Source organism: Streptomyces eurythermus, from assembly GCF_014649115.1.
GTDB classification, from domain to species: domain Bacteria; phylum Actinomycetota; class Actinomycetes; order Streptomycetales; family Streptomycetaceae; genus Streptomyces; species Streptomyces eurythermus.
Genome location: NZ_BMSK01000009.1, coordinates 46,791 through 62,392, shown reverse-complemented (window position 1 = coordinate 62,392; position 15,602 = coordinate 46,791). Strand labels below are relative to the sequence as shown.

Here is a 15,602-nt window from a genome sequence, read left to right as displayed (position 1 = left end):
CCCGCTTGTTCGCCCCCTCGAACAACTCGGCCGGGCGGTCTTGTGCGGAGCGCCCGGCGGCGGTCTTGTACAGACCACGTCCAGAGGCTAGCTTCTCACCTTGTAGAAAGCGCTTGCTACACCGGCCCACGAAAGGGACTCACGTGACACGCAAGACGGTGCGAATCGCCATGAACGGCGTGACCGGGCGCATGGGCTACCGACAGCACCTCGTCCGGTCCATCCTCGCCCTGCGCGAGCAGGGCGGACTCGACCTCGGCGACGGCACCGTGCTGTGGCCCGAACCGATCCTGCTCGGCCGCCGCGAGCATGCCCTGCGGGAGATCGCCGGCCGGCACGGCCTCGACCACGTCTCCACCGACCTCGACGCCGTCCTCGCGGACCCGACCGTCGACATCTACTTCGACGCCCAGGTCACCTCCGCCCGCGAGGAGGCCATCGCCCGGGCGATCGCGGCCGGCAAGCACATCTACACCGAGAAGCCCACCGCCACCGGCCTGGACGGCGCGCTCGGACTGGCCCGCCTCGCCCACGACAAGGGCGTCAAGCACGGCGTCGTCCAGGACAAGATCTTCCTGCCGGGCCTGCTGAAGCTGAAGCGCCTCATCGACGGCGGCTTCTTCGGCCGGATCCTCTCCGTGCGCGGCGAGTTCGGCTACTGGGTCTTCGAGGGCGACTGGCAGCCCGCCCAGCGTCCCTCCTGGAACTACCGCGCCCAGGACGGCGGCGGCATCGTCGTCGACATGTTCCCGCACTGGGAGTACGTGCTGCACGAGTTGTTCGGCCGGGTGACGTCCGTCCAGGCGCTGGCCACCACGCACATCCCGCAGCGCTGGGACGAGCAGGGCAAGCCCTACGACGCCACCGCCGACGACGCCGCGTACGGCATCTTCGAGCTGGAGGGCGGCGCCGTCGCCCAGATCAACTCCTCCTGGGCCGTGCGCGTCCACCGTGACGAACTGGTGGAGTTCCAGGTCGACGGCACGGAGGGGTCGGCCGTGGCCGGTCTGCGCGGCTGCCGCGTCCAGCACCGCAGCGCCACCCCGAAGCCGGTGTGGAACCCGGACATCCCCGCCACCGAGGTCTTCCGCGACCAGTGGCAGGAGGTGCCCGACAACACCGAGTTCGACAACGGGTTCAAGGCCCAGTGGGAGCTGTTCCTCAAGCACGTCTACGCCGACGCCCCCTACCACTGGGACCTGCTGGCCGGCGCCCGCGGTGTCCAGCTCGCCGAACTGGGCCTGAGGTCCTCCGCCGAGGGCCGCCGCGTCGACGTCCCGGAGATCTCGCTGTGACCCTCCACCTCCCCTCCGCCGACGGCACCCTGCGCGCCTACGAGCCCCGCACCGAGCCGCTCGTCTTCGCTGCCGGCACCCCCTTCACCTCCCGTACGGTCTTCTCGGCGGCCCATGTCGTCGCCGATCCCTTCGCCGACGTCACGCCCGACTCGCCCGCCGCCGTCGACTGGGACGCCACCCTCGCCTTCCGCCGCCACCTGTGGTCGCACGGACTCGGCGTCGCCGAGGCGATGGACACCGCCCAGCGCGGCATGGGCCTGGACTGGGCGGGCGCGGCCGAACTGATCCGGCGCAGCGCGGCGGAGGCCCGTGCCGTGGGCGGCCGGATCGCCTGCGGCGTCGGCACCGACCAGCTGCCCGCCGGCTCCCTCGCCGGGATCCGCGCGGCCTACGAGGAACAGCTCGCCGTGGTCGAGGAGGCGGGCGCGCAGGCCATCGTCATGGCCTCCCGCGCCCTGGCCGCCGCCGCCCGCGGCCCCGAGGACTACCTGGAGATCTACGGCCATCTGCTGCGCCAGGCCGCCGAGCCGGTGATCCTGCACTGGCTGGGCCCGATGTTCGACCCGGCCCTGGAGGGCTACTGGGGCTCGTCCGACCTGGACGCGGCCACCGGCACCTTCCTCGAGGTCATCGCCGCCCACCCGGACAAGGTCGACGGCGTGAAGATCTCCCTGCTGGACGCCGGCCGCGAGGTCGAGCTCCGGCGCCGCCTCCCGCGGGGCGTGCGCTGCTACACCGGCGACGACTTCCACTACCCCGAGCTGATCGCGGGCGACGAGCAGGGCTTCAGCCACGCCCTGCTCGGCGTCTTCGACCCCCTCGGCCCGCTGGCGGCGCGGGCGGTACGGGTCCTGGACACCGGTGACGTGCGGGGCTTTTGCGCCCTGCTGGACCCCACGGTGGAGCTGTCCCGCCACCTGTTCCAGCCCCCGACCCGCTTCTACAAGACGGGCGTGGTCCTCCTCGCCTGGCTCGCGGGCCACCAGGACCACTTCGCGATGGTCGGCGGCCTCCAGTCGGCCCGCTCCCTTCCGCACCTGGCCCGCGCCTACGAACTGGCGGACACCCTGGGCCTGTTCCCCGACCCCAAACTGGCCGAGGAACGCATGAGGACCCTGCTGTCGCTGTACGGAGTGACCCGATGAACCCCGACCTCGCCCGCTTCTCCGTCAACCAGATGACGGTCAAGCAGCTCTCCCTCCCCGAACTGGTCGACGCCTGCGCCCGGTTGGGCATCACCAACGTGGGCCTGTGGCGCGAGCCGGTCCAGGCGTACGGCGTGGAGGCGGCCGCCAAGCTGGTCCGCGACGCGGGCCTGACGGTGACGACGCTGTGCCGGGGCGGCTTCCTCACGGCGACCGAACCGGTCGAGCGGATGGAGGCGCTGGGCGACAACCACGCGGCCATCGAGGAGGCCGCCGCGCTCGGCACCGACACCCTGGTCCTGGTCTCCGGCGGCCTCCCGCTGTTCAGCAAGGACCTGCACGGCGCCCGCGAACGCATCGCCGACGCCCTCGCCGTCCTGGCACCGTACGCGGCCGACCGCGGCGTACGCCTCGCCATCGAACCCCTGCACCCCATGTACGCGGCCGACCGCTGCGTGGTCTCCACGCTCACGCAGGCCCTGGACCTGGCCGAACGCTTCCCGGCGGACCAGGTCGGGGTGGCCGTCGACACGTACCACGTCTGGTGGGACGACCAGGCCCCCGCCCAGATCGCCCGCGCCGGCGCGGCGGGCCGCATCCACACCTTCCAGCTCGCCGACTGGACCACCCCCCTCCCCGAGGGCGTCCTCAACGGCCGCGGCCAGATCGGCGACGGCGCGATCGACATGCGCGAATGGAAGGGCTACGTGGAGGCGGCCGGCTACACCGGACCCATCGAAGTGGAGCTGTTCAACGAGGAGTTGTGGGCGAGGGACGGGAGGGAGGTGCTGGCGGAGACGGCGGATCGGTTCCTCGCGCATGTGATCTGATAAAGGGCATGACCGACAAGCTGGGTCCGCTGGAGCGTACCGACGGCCGCTGGGTCCTGGGGGACTCCCGGCGGCCTGACGGGCCGTGGGTGGAGTTCCGCGAGGAAGGACTCCATCAGCACGAGCCGGACACCGAGGGCCTGTTGGTCCCCTGGTCCCGGGTCATGCTGGGCATGCGTGTCACCCTGGGCTCGAAGTACCCGTACAAGGGCCACGGGACCGCCCTGTCCCACACCCTCCCGGGCCCCTGGAAGGGCCAGGGTCGCGGCTACCTGCACATGACCCTGCGCCACCCGTACGAGGACTTCACCCTCCGGTTCGGCATGCACCCCGGCCTGTACAGCCTGACCGAGGTGGTGCTGCTGGAGGAGCTGCTGACGCAGGCGGTACGCGAGAAGCGGCTGGACCGCCTGGCGGCCCCGGACGAACTGGCCCGCGTGGTCGCGTACCTGGCTCCGCTGCGACCCCGTACGTTCAAGGCGTACGCCCGGGCGGTGACGGAGGCGTTCAGCCTGCCGGCCACCCTTTCCGACGGCGGTTGACGCACAGGCGATCCGGGCCGCTTCGGCATGGGGGGACCGATGGCTCCCGCGGACTCAGGCGCCCACGGTCCCGTCGATCCCCTCCCGCAGAAAGTCCGCGTGCCCGTTGTGGCGGCCGTACTCCAGGAGCACGTGCACCATCACCATCCGCAGCGACACCTTCTCGTCCCACCGGGGCTGATACCCGGCCCGGTCCAGCGACTCCGCCTCCCGCTCGATGCGGCGCGAATTCTCCACCTCGGCCTCCCAGGCCGCGAACGCCTCGTCCCTGGTCGACGCGCTCGCGTCGTACGCCGCCTGGAAGTCGATCTCGTCGGACCAGACCATGGGCGCGTCGTGGTCCTCGAAGACCCGGCGGAACCACGCGCGTTCCACCTCCGCCATGTGCCGCACCAGACCGAGCAGCGAGAGCGTGGACGGCGGCATCGACTGCTGGCGCAGCTCCTCGTCGGTGAGCCCTTCGCACTTCATGGCGAGGGTGGCGCGGTGGTAGTCGAGGAAAGCCCGCAGCATCTCGCGTTCGCTGCCGAAACTGGGCGGTCCTATGCGGTGGTCGTCGGTCACTGGCCGTGCTCCTCGTCCGTGCCTGCGTGGAGGGCCAGTATGTAACGCGATGGCGCCGCAGGGGGGTTGCGCTCAGGCGTTGTAGCCGCCGTGGGCGTCCAGCACCGCGCCCGTCACATACGACGCGGCGGGACTCGCCAGGAAGGCGATCGCCGCGGCGATCTCGTCGGGGTGCCCCATGCGCCGCAGGGACAGCGAGTTCAGCAGGGCGTCGAGGGTCTCGGGGTCCGGCGGTTGCATGCCGCCCTCCATCAGTCCGGCTTCCACGACGTTGGCCGTGATGTCCCGGGGCCCGAGGTCGCGTGCGACGCCCATGGTGTACCTCTCGATCCCGGCCTTGGTCGCCGCGTAGTCGGCGAGGCCGGGGGCGCCGACCCGTGAGCCCAGGCCGGAACTCACCGTGATGACGCGGCCGCCGGTGCGCAGCACCCGGGAGGCGGCCCGGATGACGGCGATCACGCCGAGGTAGTTGGTGGCGTGCATCCGGTCCAGTGCGGCGGTGTCGGCATCCGGGTCGTCCACCCTGCGGCCCTGCTCCACCGAGATCGCCGCGTTGTTGACGAGGATGTCCAGGCCGCCGAAGTGCGCGACCACGTCCTCGATCAGCGCCGGCGCCCGGCTCGTGTCCGCCTGGTCGGACTTGAAGGCGACGGCCTTGGCTCCCTTGCCGCGCACCTCGTCCACGACGGCCTGCGCCTGCTTCTCCGAGCTGACGTAGGTGAAGGCCACGTCGGCGCCCTGCTCGGCCAGCAACCGCACGGTCGCGGCGCCCAGCCCGCGCGACCCCCCGGTGACCAGGGCGACCTTTCCCATGAGTGGCTTGCTCATCCTTCTCACCTCACTGATCGATCCCTATCGCAGTCGCAACATTAATTGTTACGACAGACTGTAGCAACCATAACTGTTACGACAGTGCGACGTAGCATGAAGCGTCGCGGCCGAGAGGAGGGGTCCATGAGCGCTAACAGCAGGCTGACCATCGCCGCCCACGCGCTGGCCTGGATCGGCCTCTATCAGCGCCAGGGCCATGAGGTCGCCACCTCCGAGCAGATCGCCACCAGCGCGAACACCAACCCGGTGGTGATCAGACGGCTGCTCGGCGAGCTGCGCAGGGCCGGGCTCGTGGAATCCCGGCGGGGCGTGGGCGCGGGCTGGTCGCTGGCCCGGGACCTGGAGTCGATGACCCTGCTCGACGTGTACGAGGCGGTGGAACCCGGCCCGCTCTTCGCGATGCACCGCACCACCCCGGACCAGGCATGCGTGGTGGGCCGCGGCATCCAGCCGGCCATGCAGGGCGTCTACGACGGCATCGAGCAGACCTTGAGGCAGGAACTGGCCCGCGTCACGCTCGCGGACGTACTCCGGGACGTGCTGGCGGTACCTCGTTAGCCGACGGACCGGTATCCCATGGCGGGACATGCCCACGCGGTTCGGGAAAGGGAAGACGGTGCGTGACCGCCACCGGCGTCGGCCGGCGGCCGGCACATGGGACCGGATCCTCAGCCGAACGTCACGCTTTCCGCCCGGTACGTTCCCCACTGCTCGCCTGTTCGCTTCGGCAGCGGCTGACTTACGCCAGAGCAGCCGTAGGTGTCGAACAGCACGGCATCGGTGTCGGTCTGGTTGTCGGCGCCGAAGGCGGGCGAGTCGAAGTCGTAGCACACGCCGTTGACGGGATTGGTGATCGCCCCGTGAGTGCCGTCGACGCGGTCGTAGACGAAGGTGCCTGTCGCCGCCTGGGCGCTGAAGGCTGGCCCGGTGGCCATGAGGAGCGCGGAAATGGCGGTCAGTGCGGTGCGGGCAACGGGCTTGAGCTGCATCAGGGTGGTGTCCTTCCTCCCGGGTGCGCCTGGTCGGGACCCTCTGGTTGCAAAGGTCCCGTGCCCCTGACGGTCCGAGCAGGCCCTTCGCGGGCTTTCGCCCGAACGAAGGACCCAGTGAAGGCAAGCGCGGGGCGCCCATTCCGACCGCTGAAGGGCGCCGCGTGGCCGAGCCCGTGCGGGTGCGCGGACCGACCGGCCAGGAGGGGCGGAAGCCGCAGCAGACCGTGCGCCGGCTCGGTGCGCTACCGGCGGCGGCGAGTGCCGGTCCGGTTCAACTCGCCGCCTGTGTGCGCCGCGTGCATGGACGCGTCATCCTTGTCGGCCGTGAAGCCTTGCGGTGGTATCAGGGCGAGTGGCTGTGACCAGTGGGTTTGCCGTCGACCTCAGTCTTTCGGTGCCGGCACGGCGCAGGCGTCGGCGATGGCCCGCGTGTCCCAGTAGAACGGACGGACCTCGGTGATCCGCCCGTCCTTGACCGTGATCGCTTGCAGAATGGGAAAGCTCAGTTCACGGCCGGTCGCCCGAGCGCGAGCACGGACCTGTGTGAGCACGACCGCAGTCTCACCGGTGGCCAGGAACTCCTGCTCCACCATCTCGAACGACTCCCACACCTCTCCCATCATGAGGAAGAACTGCGTCATGCCTTTGTGTCCGCGCCAGGTGCCTCCGTAGGGCAGGGCATCTGCTTGGTGCAGCTCGACATCCGGCGCGAAGAAGGGGGCGAGGAGGTCGAACGAAGCCTCACCAGGGCCTCCCGCCGCCAGGTACTCCGCCTCAGCGGCATACATGCCGGTGAGAACTGTTGCTGACTCCGTAGTGGATGACATCGTCATGCCCCCAGCATGAGGACCACACCGAGACCCAGCTGGCGGCAATCAGACGTCGTTGTGCTTGGCGGGGATTCCTCCCCCGTCCCGACGCCGGGTAGTTTTGGGACGGGGTGTTCATTACTGGCCGGGGAGGAGCTGGTCCTTCTTGAGGGCGCTTACGAACGCGGTCCAGCCGTTGGCCGAGAAGAGCAGGGCGGGGCCGGTGACGGCTTTGCTGTCACGGACGGGTACGTCGGCGTGGCCGCGGGCGACTTCGAGGCACTCCGACTGGCTGCCGTCGCTGTAGCTGGACTTGTACCAACCGGTGAGGGCAGCCGAGTTGGGGATGGTGCGCTCATTACTGACCATGTGCGAGCTGGCCCTTCTTGATGGCGGTTACGAATGAGGTCCAGCCGTTCGCCGAGAAGAGTACGGCGGGGCCGGTGATGATCTTGCTGTCACGCACCGGTACGTCAGCGTGGCCGCAGGCAACTTCGAGGCACTCGGCGTTGCTGCCGCCGCTGTAGCTCGACTTGTACCAACCGGTGAGGCTGGACGAGTCGGAGACGGTGCGCTCACTGCTGACCATGTGCGTGTTCCTTCGCTGCGGCTCTGACGAGGGCCAGTGACTCCTGCCGCGGCAAGGCGTCACTCAGCGCCAAAGCGTAGGCCGTCTGACAGGCGCTCACCAGCGGCGGATCATCCATCAGACGGCCAGTTTCGAACGCGTCGACGTATGCCACCGGAGCGGAGTCCTCGAAGCTCATCAGAGTGAGCAGGCTCTCCATGAGCGGGTGAGCCCCCACTCGATACGGAAGGACGTGCAGCCGGATCCGCCGGGACTCGGCCAGGTCGGCGATCTTGTTGAGCTGGTCCGCCATGACCTGAGGGCCGCCAACCATGCGACGCAGCACCGCCTCGTCGAGCAGCGTCCAAATGACAGGAGTCGAGGAGCCGTAGAGAATGCGGCCACGCTCTGTTCGACTGACAACCTTCTCGTCAAGTTCCTCCTCTGTGGAGTTGGGGCGGTAAGCGGCGAACACGGCCCGTGCGTAGTCCGGCGTCTGAAGCCAGCCAGGAACCAGTGTGAGCGCGAACTGCTGCACCAGGATGGCTTGTTGTTCCAACTCGACAGCGGTGGAGAAGCGAGGGTCGTACCTGCTCTCCAAGTCCTCCAGCCACCGCTCGAAAAATCCACCTGTCCCCAACGCCTGGTCGATCCGACGGGCGTCATCCGGCTTGGGGAGCCTCCTCCCCGCCTCCCAGTGGCTGATCAGCGTCGGCGAGCAGACCACGATCTCGCTCAGTTGCTCCTGGGTGAGCCCGGCCGCGATGCGCCGCAGCCTCAGCTCCTCCCCGTACTTCTCGCGCGGCGTCTTCGGCCTGCGGACCACGCTCATCCGGCCAACTCCCTTGGTGACAGGCGCAATGTCAACCCCCCGCCCCTGGCAGCGTAGCCATGTCCGACCCCACTCTGTGAGGAAATCAGCACACAACGCAGTCACCGCAGGTGAGAAAGCAGGTCGGCATGGTTCGTCTCCTGGCCCGGCTGGTCAGGCCGTCGCGTCGGCGCCGTAGGCCGGTCGTACCCCCGCCGTACCCGGACGTGCCCCCGTACTCGTGCCCGTACGTCGGCGCTCCCACGGCGTACCGGAGGGGCGAGGCTCCGCTGCGCGGGGAGGACAGCCCGCTCGTCCGCCCGTATCTGGACCTGGTGGAGATCTACGCATGAGCGAGCGGACGTACGACGAACCCCCGGCGGACGGGCGCCTGCTGCCCTGGACCGGTGACGGGGGCAAGCCCTGTTACGTGCTGGGCGACGGCACGGGTTACGTGTCCCGACTCGCGGACCAGATCGAGAGCGTGCAGCTCGGGATGGCGGGAGAGCTGATCGACCACGCGGCCGAACTCCTCACCGAGCACCGGCTGACGGACCTGGAACTGCACTACCTCGCCCGGCAGCTCACGGAATCCCTCCGGGAGGTCAAGCGCGTCGCGGAGAGCAGGGGAGCGCGGCTGTCGGGCGGCGGTTAGAGGATGGCGGGGCGTCTGTCCTTGATCCAGAATGACCGGATGGTCACGCTGGAGACTCCCCGTTTGGTCCTGCGCCGTTGGCGCGAGGAGGACATCGAGCCCATGGCCGCCGTCAACGCCGACCCCGAGGTGATGCGGTGGATCCGTGACGGCAGCGTCCTCGATGAACAGCAGACGCGCGACAAGGTCAAGGCATGGGACGACGGGTGGGAGACGAGGGGCTTCGGCCTGTTCGCCGTGGAGGTCCGGGCCACCGGCGAGCTGGCCGGCTTCGCCGGCTTCTCGGTGCCCGACTTCCTGCCGGAGGTACTGCCGGCGGTCGAGGTCGGCTGGCGGCTGGGACGTTCCCACTGGGGGCAGGGCCTGGCCACCGAGGCCGGCGCGGCCGCCATGCGGTTCGGGTTCGAGGAACTGGGACTGGAGCGGATCCTCAGCATCGTCCAGGTGGGCAACGAGGCATCCGAACGGATCACGGCGAAACTGGGGATGCGCCTGGAGCGGGAGACCGTGACCCCCGCCGGCGGGCGGCGGGTCCGGGTCTTCGAGCTGTCGGCGGAGCGGTACGCCCGCACCCGCTGAGGCACTCGCCGAGAACGGCCGGTCCCCGGTGGAAGGCGCCCCCTAGAAGAACACCCCGCACCGCAGCAGCACGTTCGCGTACGGGCGGGCCTCGCCCGTGCGGACGATCAGCCGGGCGCCGGACGAGAGGTCCTTCAGGCGCTCGTGCGGCACGTAGGCCAGGTCAGGGAAGCGGCCTTCCAGCAGGGCCGTCACCGCCGGGTTGGCCGTGCGGGCCTCCTCCGCCGCCGTGGCGCCCTCCACCACCAGCTCGGCCAGCAGGCCGTCCAGGACCTCGGCGAAGGACGGCACCCCGGCCCGGAACGCCAGGTCCACGACCCGGGGCCCGTCGGGTATCGGCATGCCCGCGTCGCACACCAGCACCCCGTGTCCGTGGCCGAGTTCGGCCAGCGCACCGGACAAGTGCCGGTTCAGGATCCCCGCCTTCTTCACAGCGCCTCGACCTCCGCCGCCGTCGGGTACGACTCCTGCGCGCCCCGCCGCGTGACGGCCGCCGCGCCCACCCGGGCCGCGTACGCCGCCGCCTCCGCCAGACCCGCGCCCGCGCCCAGCCGCCAGGCCAGCGCGGCGGTGAACGCGTCACCCGCGCCGGTCGTGTCCACCGCGTCCACCTTCACCGACGGCACCAGGGCCGTCCCCGAGCCGTCGCACACCAGCGCCCCGCGCGCGCCCAGCGTGACCACCACCGAGCGCGGCCCCTTGGCCAGCAGCAGCCGGGCCCAGTCCGCCGGGTCGTCGCCCACCAGGGCGTCCCCGAGGATCACCCGGGCCTCGTGCTCGTTGACGATCAGCGGGTCACAGGCCGCCAGCACCTCCGCAGGCAGCTCGCGCGGCGGGGACGGGTTCAGCACGAAGCGGCTGCCCGGTGCCAGGTTCCGCACCACCTCCACGACCGTCTCCAGCGGGATCTCCAGCTGCGCCGACACCACCCGGGAGGCGTGGAACAGGCCGCCCGCCGCCCGTACGTCCTCCGGCCGCAGCCGCCCGTTGGCGCCCGGCGACACCACGATGCTGTTGTCCCCGGACGGGTCCACGGTGATCAGCGCCACCCCCGTCGGGGCGCCGCCGGCCAGCACGCCCACCGTGTCCACCCCGGCCGCGCGCAGGGAGTCGAGCAGCAGCCGGCCGTGGCCGTCGTCGCCCACCCGCGCCAGCAGGGCCGTACGCGCCTGAAGCCGGGCCGCCGCGACCGCCTGGTTGGCGCCCTTGCCGCCCGGGTGCACGGCCAGATCGCCGCCGAGCACCGTCTCGCCCGCGGCCGGCCGCCGCTCGACGCCGATCACCAGGTCCGCGTTGGCCGAACCGACGACCAGCAGGTCGTAGTCGTACATCAGTTGACTCCCCTGACTCCCCTGAAAGATGACCTCGGCGGGCCGCCCCGGAGGAACTCCCCGGGGCGGCCCGCCCGCTGTGGCCCGTCAGCCGGTGAAACCGGCCACGTTGTCCTTCGTGACCACCTTCACCGGCACCTTCACCGTCGGCGCCACCTGCTCGCCCCGGACCGCCTTGAGGGCGTTGTCCACGGCGATCCGGCCCAGCTGCGAGGGCTGCTGGGCGACCGACGCGTACAGCGTGCCGCCCTTGACCGCCGTCAGCCCGTCCGGGGTGCCGTCGAAGCCGACGACCTGCACCGACTTGCCGGCCTTGGAGCCGAGCGCCTTGATCGCGCCGAGGGCCATCTCGTCGTTGGCGGCGATGACGCCCTGCACGTCCGGGTGGGCCTGGAGCAGGTTCGACATCACGTCCAGCCCCTTGGTGCGGTCGAAGTCGGCGGGCTGCTGGGCCAGCACCCGGATGCCCGGGTAGGCCCTCAGGCCCTTGGCGAACCCGGCCGCCCGCTCGCGCGCCGCCGAGGTGCCCGCCTGCCCCTGGAGGATGACGATCTTCCCGTGGCCGCCCAGCTTCTCGGCGACGGTCTTCGCGGCCAGCTCACCACCGGCCACGTTGTCGGACGCCACCAGGGTGGCCACCGAGGCGTGGTTGACACCCCGGTCCACGGCGACGACGGGGATGTCCGCCTTGCCGGCGGCCTTCACCGAGTTGCCCGCCGCGTCCGAGTCCACCGGGTTGACGATGATCCCGTCCAGGTTCGTACTGGTGAAGTTCTGCAGCTGGTTGGCCTGCTGCGAGGCGTCGTTCTGGGCGTCGGTCACGGTCAGGTCCACGCCCAGCTTCCGCGCCTCGGCCTGCGCGCCCGACCGGATCTGCACGAAGAACGGGTTGTTCAGGGTGGACAGGGACAGGCCCAGCCGCGGGTTCGCCGACGAGGACGAACCGCCGTGCAGCAGCGAGGTCGCGCCGACCACGGCCACGGTGACCACGGCCGCCAGCCCGTACGTCACCGCCTGCTTGCCCTTCGGCCCGCCCGCACCGGCGGCCACCGGGACGGCACCGGCCTTGCGGCGCACGGTGTCCAGCAGCACCGCCAGCGCGATCACCACACCGATGACGACCTGCTGCCAGAACGCGGAGACGGACAGCAGGTTCAGCCCGTTGCGCAGCACCGCCAGGATCAGCGCGCCGATCAGCGTGCCGGACGCCTTGCCGGTGCCGCCCGCCAGCGAGGCACCGCCGATGACGACGGCGGCGATGGCGTCCAGCTCGTAGCCGTCGGCGGCCTGCGGCTGCGCCGAGGACAGCCGGGCGGCGAGCACCACGCCCGCGACGGCGGCGAACAGCCCGGACAGGGCGTAGATCGCGAGCTTCTGCCGCTTGACCCTGAGGCCCGACAGCCGGGCGGCCTCCTCGTTGCCGCCGATCGCGTACATGGACCGGCCGATGTACGTCCGCCCGAGCACCACGGCCGCGACGAGCCCCATCACCACCATGACCAGCACCGGCACCGGCAGCCAGCCGCCGAGGGTGTCCCCGAGGTGGGAGACGGAGCCGGGGAACGCGATGGGTGAGCCCTGCGAGATCACCAGCGCCAGACCGCGCCCCACCGACAGCATGGCCAGCGTCGCGATGAACGGCGGCAGCTTGCCGTAGGCGATGAGGAAACCGTTCACCAGACCGGCGACGACACCCGTGGCGACCGCCAGGACGACCGCGAGCGCGACCGGCACCCCGTGCGAGGTGGCGCTCCAGCCCAGCATGGTCGCCGACAGCGCGGCCACGGACCCCACGGACAGGTCGATGCCCGCGGAGACGATCACGAACGTCACACCGAAGGCGAGGACGGCCGTCACGGCGGCCTGCACGCCGATGTTCAGCAGGTTGTCCGTGGTCAGGAAGTCACCCGACAGCGCCGACAGGGCGATGACGAGGACGATCAGCGCGGTGAGCGCGCCGTTGTCCAGCAGCAGCCGGCGCAGGCCGCCCGGGGCGCCACTCGCGCCCGGCCTGCTCTTGAGCGTGTCAGTGGCCACGGGTGGCCTCCTTCTCGGTCTCGGTCTCGGTCTCGGTCTTCTCGGTGGTGGGGATGGAGACGGCGAGGGACATCACCGCGTCCTGCGTGGCCTGGTCGGCGGGGAGTTCGCCGGCGATCCGGCCCTGGGCCATCACCAGCACCCGGTCGCTCATGCCGAGCACCTCGGGCAGATCGCTGGAGATCATCAGCACGGCGGCACCGGCGGCCGTCAGCTCGTTGATCAGCTGGTAGATCTCGACCTTGGCGCCGACGTCGATCCCGCGCGTCGGCTCGTCGAGGATCAGCACCTTGGTGTCGGCCAGCAGCCACTTGCCGATGACGACCTTCTGCTGGTTGCCGCCGGACAGCGTCCGCACCTGCTGCCCGAGGCCCGCCATGCGCACCCCGAGCTGCCCGGCGATCCGTTCGGCGGCGGCCCGCTGGCCCTTGCGGTCCACGAGCCCGGCCCGGGTGGCCTTGCGCAGCGTCACCAGCCCCAGGTTCTCCTCGACGGAGGCGTCCAGCACCAGCCCCTGCCCCTTGCGGTCCTCCGGCACGAGCCCGATCCCGGCGTCCATGGCGGCGTTCACGTCATGTCGCCGCAGCTCGGTGCCGGCCACCCGGACGACCCCGCGGTCATAGGGATCGGCGCCGAACACGGCCCGTACGACCTCGGTGCGCCCGGCACCCACCAGGCCCGCGACGCCGACGACCTCACCGGCGTGCACCTCGAAGCTGACGTCGTGGAAGACGCCGTCCCGGCCCAGCCCCTCCACGGACAGCAGCGGGGCGCCCTTCTCGGCCCGCTCCCGCGGATACTGCTGCTCGATGGACCGCCCCACCATCAGCCGGACCAGCTCGTCCTCGGGAGTGGAGGCGGGCACCTGCCCGACGCTCCTGCCGTCCCGGATGACGGTGACCCGGTCGCCGAGGGCGCCGATCTCCTCCAGGTGATGGGTGATGAACACGATGCCCACCCCGTCGGCGCGCAGCCCCCGCACGATGGCGAAGAGCTTCTCCACCTCCTCCGAGGTGAGCACGGCGGTCGGCTCGTCCATGATGAGCACGCGCGCGTTCAGGCTGAGCGCCTTGGCGATCTCCACCATCTGGAGCCGGGCGATCCCGAGGTCCCGCACCCGCGCCCGGGGCGACACATCGACCCCGACCCGCTTCAGCAGCGTCGCGGCGTCGTCCTCCATCCGCTTGCGGTCGATCATCCCGAAGCGGCGCGGCTGCCGCCCGAGGAAGATGTTCTCGGCGACGGTCAGATCGGGAACCAGGTTGAACTCCTGGTAGATGGTGGCGATCCCGAGCCGTTCGGCGTCCTGCGCCCCGTGGACGCGCACCTCCTCACCGTCCACGAGAATCCGGCCGGCGTCGGGGGTGTAGGCACCGGAGAGCATCTTGATCAGCGTGCTCTTGCCGGCCCCGTTCTCACCGAGCAGCACATGGACCTCGCCCCGGCGCAGATCGAAGTCGACGCCGTCGAGCGCGACCACGCCGGGGAAGGTCTTCCGTATGCCCTCGATGCGCAGCAACTCGTCCGGGTTGCTCACGTCGTGCTCCTTTGCACTGGGGAGGGGGTGGGGGGCTCACCGCACGAGCGGCGTACGACGAGCCGGGCGGGCAGCGTGACGGAGCGCGGGGTACGCCCCTCGATCCGGTCGACCAGCGCGCGTACGGCGGCCCGCCCCAGCTCACCGGTGGGCTGGGCGATCGCGGTGACCGGCGGATCGGTGTGCACGAACCACGGGATGTCGTCGAACGCGGCCAGCGCGATGTCGTCGGGCACCCGCAGACCGCGGGCGCGTACGGCGTCCAGCGCGCCGAGCGCCATCAGGTTGTCGGCGGCGAAGACGACGTCGGGCGGCTGAGGCAGATCCAGGAACCCCTCGGTGACCCGCCGCCCGCTCTCGGCCTGGAAGTCGCCCTGGCCTATGCGGGCGTCGGGCAACGGCAGCCCGTACTCGGCGAGGGCGGCCCGGAAGGCCTCGACACGCTCGCTGCCGGTGGTGGTGGCGGCGGGCCCGGCGATGATGGCGAGGCGCCGGTGCCCGAGCCGGTACAGATGCGCCACGAGATCCCGTACGGCGGCCCGCCCGTCGGCCCGTACGACGGGCACGTCCACGCCGGGGATCCACCGGTCGACGAACACCATCGGGGTCCCGGCCCGAGCGGCGTCGAGCATGAGCGGCGACCCGCCGTCCGTGGGCGACACCAGCAGCCCGTCTATGCGCCGGTCCAGCAGATTCCGTACGTGGTGGTCCTGCAACTCGGGCCGCTCGTCGGCGTTCCCGATGATGACGCTGTACCCGAGCGCGCGGGCCTCTTCCTCGACGGACCGCGCCAGTTCGGTGAAGTAGGGATTCAGCACGTCGCTGATGACGAGCCCAAGGGTGTGGGTCTGATCGGTCCGCAGGGACCGGGCGACGGCGTTCGGCCGGTACCCGAGGGCGGCCACGGCGGCCAGCACCCGCTCGCGGGCGTCGGCGCTGACGGACGGATGGCCGTTCAAGACGCGTGACACGGTGGCCACGGACACCCCCGCCGAAGCGGCGACATCCTTGATGCTCGCCATCGCCGGCTCCACCTCCTCGTGGAATCGATTACATCGCTGCGACAGGAGGAT

General features: G+C 70.9%; 21 protein-coding genes and 1 pseudogene. 10 read left to right on the top strand and 12 right to left on the bottom strand.

Translation table 11 applies throughout. The features are described from left to right. Positions 1–143: 143 nt before the first annotated feature. Genes IE251_RS18475 through IE251_RS18460 form a run of 4 tightly spaced genes read left to right on the top strand, consistent with a single transcriptional unit; the run spans position 144 to position 3,815 of the window. Positions 144–1,295, top strand: coding sequence for a Gfo/Idh/MocA family protein (locus tag IE251_RS18475; RefSeq protein ID WP_189754092.1), 1,152 nt, complete (start codon positions 144–146; stop codon positions 1,293–1,295). Further along, a complete protein-coding gene (locus IE251_RS18470) occupies positions 1,292–2,443 on the top strand; it encodes a dihydrodipicolinate synthase family protein (RefSeq protein ID WP_189754091.1) in 1,152 nt (383 codons plus the stop codon). The genes IE251_RS18475 and IE251_RS18470 overlap by 4 nt, the downstream gene beginning before the upstream one ends. Continuing rightward, positions 2,440–3,273 carry a sugar phosphate isomerase/epimerase family protein gene (locus IE251_RS18465; protein WP_189754090.1) on the top strand — a complete coding sequence of 278 codons (834 nt, stop codon included), beginning with the start codon at positions 2,440–2,442 and terminating at the stop codon, positions 3,271–3,273. Before IE251_RS18470 ends, IE251_RS18465 begins: the two co-directional genes overlap by 4 nt. Before the next feature lie 8 nt (positions 3,274–3,281). Further along, positions 3,282–3,815: a hypothetical protein gene (locus IE251_RS18460; protein ID WP_189754089.1), complete on the top strand. Its 534-nt coding sequence runs from the start codon at positions 3,282–3,284 to the stop codon at positions 3,813–3,815. 54 nt (positions 3,816–3,869) lie between these two features. Here IE251_RS18460 and IE251_RS18455 read toward each other — a convergent pair whose 3' ends face one another. Together IE251_RS18455 and IE251_RS18450 are read right to left on the bottom strand one after the other, a co-directional pair. Continuing rightward, positions 3,870–4,379, bottom strand: coding sequence for a DinB family protein (locus IE251_RS18455; RefSeq protein WP_189754088.1), 510 nt, complete (start codon positions 4,377–4,379; stop codon positions 3,870–3,872). Between the two features lie 72 nt (positions 4,380–4,451). Further along, entirely contained in the window at positions 4,452–5,207 is a 756-nt protein-coding gene (locus tag IE251_RS18450; protein ID WP_189754087.1) for an SDR family NAD(P)-dependent oxidoreductase, read from the bottom strand. Positions 5,208–5,333: 126 nt separating this feature from the next. Here IE251_RS18450 and IE251_RS18445 point away from each other — a divergent pair, with 126 nt between their 5' ends. Together IE251_RS18445 and IE251_RS18440 are read left to right on the top strand one after the other, a co-directional pair. Further along, positions 5,334–5,768: an Rrf2 family transcriptional regulator gene (locus IE251_RS18445; protein WP_189754086.1), complete on the top strand. Its 435-nt coding sequence runs from the start codon at positions 5,334–5,336 to the stop codon at positions 5,766–5,768. 13 nt (positions 5,769–5,781) lie between these two features. Continuing rightward, a pseudogene (locus IE251_RS18440) lies at positions 5,782–5,865 on the top strand (hypothetical protein); the annotation flags it as partial. A 13-nt stretch (positions 5,866–5,878) separates the two neighbouring features. Here IE251_RS18440 and IE251_RS18435 read toward each other — a convergent pair. Continuing rightward, entirely contained in the window at positions 5,879–6,199 is a 321-nt protein-coding gene (locus tag IE251_RS18435) for a hypothetical protein (protein WP_189754085.1), read from the bottom strand. Between the two features lie 164 nt (positions 6,200–6,363). Between IE251_RS18435 and IE251_RS18430 the strand changes: the two genes are divergently transcribed. Then, complete coding sequence (locus IE251_RS18430; RefSeq protein ID WP_189754084.1) at positions 6,364–6,564, top strand: hypothetical protein; 201 nt, start codon at positions 6,364–6,366, stop codon at positions 6,562–6,564. A 21-nt stretch (positions 6,565–6,585) separates the two neighbouring features. Here IE251_RS18430 and IE251_RS18425 read toward each other — a convergent pair whose 3' ends face one another. The 4 genes from IE251_RS18425 to IE251_RS18410 form a co-directional block, all read right to left on the bottom strand. Then, positions 6,586–7,035 carry a nuclear transport factor 2 family protein gene (locus IE251_RS18425; RefSeq protein WP_189754083.1) on the bottom strand — a complete coding sequence of 150 codons (450 nt, stop codon included), beginning with the start codon at positions 7,033–7,035 and terminating at the stop codon, positions 6,586–6,588. A 114-nt stretch (positions 7,036–7,149) separates the two neighbouring features. Next, positions 7,150–7,380 carry a DUF397 domain-containing protein gene (locus tag IE251_RS18420; RefSeq protein WP_189754082.1) on the bottom strand — a complete coding sequence of 77 codons (231 nt, stop codon included), beginning with the start codon at positions 7,378–7,380 and terminating at the stop codon, positions 7,150–7,152. Continuing rightward, positions 7,370–7,600 carry a DUF397 domain-containing protein gene (locus IE251_RS18415; RefSeq protein ID WP_189754081.1) on the bottom strand — a complete coding sequence of 77 codons (231 nt, stop codon included), beginning with the start codon at positions 7,598–7,600 and terminating at the stop codon, positions 7,370–7,372. Before IE251_RS18415 ends, IE251_RS18420 begins: the two co-directional genes overlap by 11 nt. Next, the gene (locus IE251_RS18410; protein WP_189754080.1) at positions 7,587–8,411 is read right to left on the bottom strand and encodes a helix-turn-helix domain-containing protein; all 825 of its coding nucleotides are present in this window, start codon (positions 8,409–8,411) and stop codon (positions 7,587–7,589) included. Before IE251_RS18410 ends, IE251_RS18415 begins: the two co-directional genes overlap by 14 nt. A gap of 128 nt (positions 8,412–8,539) precedes the next feature. Between IE251_RS18410 and IE251_RS18405 the strand changes: the two genes are divergently transcribed. The 3 genes from IE251_RS18405 to IE251_RS18395 are packed head-to-tail and all read left to right on the top strand — an operon-like array spanning position 8,540 to position 9,624. Beyond that, positions 8,540–8,743: a hypothetical protein gene (locus tag IE251_RS18405; protein WP_189754079.1), complete on the top strand. Its 204-nt coding sequence runs from the start codon at positions 8,540–8,542 to the stop codon at positions 8,741–8,743. Continuing rightward, entirely contained in the window at positions 8,740–9,045 is a 306-nt protein-coding gene (locus IE251_RS18400; protein ID WP_189754078.1) for a hypothetical protein, read from the top strand. Before IE251_RS18405 ends, IE251_RS18400 begins: the two co-directional genes overlap by 4 nt. A gap of 39 nt (positions 9,046–9,084) precedes the next feature. Continuing rightward, complete coding sequence (locus IE251_RS18395) at positions 9,085–9,624, top strand: GNAT family N-acetyltransferase (protein WP_189754077.1); 540 nt, start codon at positions 9,085–9,087, stop codon at positions 9,622–9,624. 42 nt (positions 9,625–9,666) lie between these two features. On the opposite strand, the gene rbsD is transcribed toward IE251_RS18395, so the two are convergent. The 5 genes from rbsD to IE251_RS18370 form a co-directional block, all read right to left on the bottom strand. Further along, the gene (rbsD, locus tag IE251_RS18390; RefSeq protein ID WP_189754076.1) at positions 9,667–10,056 is read right to left on the bottom strand and encodes a D-ribose pyranase; all 390 of its coding nucleotides are present in this window, start codon (positions 10,054–10,056) and stop codon (positions 9,667–9,669) included. After that, on the bottom strand, positions 10,053–10,955 hold the full coding sequence (locus IE251_RS18385) for a ribokinase (RefSeq protein ID WP_189754075.1): 903 nt from the start codon (positions 10,953–10,955) through the stop codon (positions 10,053–10,055). Before IE251_RS18385 ends, rbsD begins: the two co-directional genes overlap by 4 nt. A gap of 87 nt (positions 10,956–11,042) precedes the next feature. Next, positions 11,043–12,992, bottom strand: a complete 1,950-nt coding sequence (locus tag IE251_RS18380) for an ABC transporter permease/substrate-binding protein (RefSeq protein WP_189754074.1) — start codon at positions 12,990–12,992, stop codon at positions 11,043–11,045. Further along, positions 12,982–14,529: a sugar ABC transporter ATP-binding protein gene (locus tag IE251_RS18375; protein WP_189754073.1), complete on the bottom strand. Its 1,548-nt coding sequence runs from the start codon at positions 14,527–14,529 to the stop codon at positions 12,982–12,984. The genes IE251_RS18380 and IE251_RS18375 overlap by 11 nt, the downstream gene beginning before the upstream one ends. Continuing rightward, a complete protein-coding gene (locus IE251_RS18370; protein ID WP_189754072.1) occupies positions 14,526–15,551 on the bottom strand; it encodes a LacI family DNA-binding transcriptional regulator in 1,026 nt (341 codons plus the stop codon). Before IE251_RS18370 ends, IE251_RS18375 begins: the two co-directional genes overlap by 4 nt. Between the last annotated feature and the right edge of the window lie 51 nt (positions 15,552–15,602).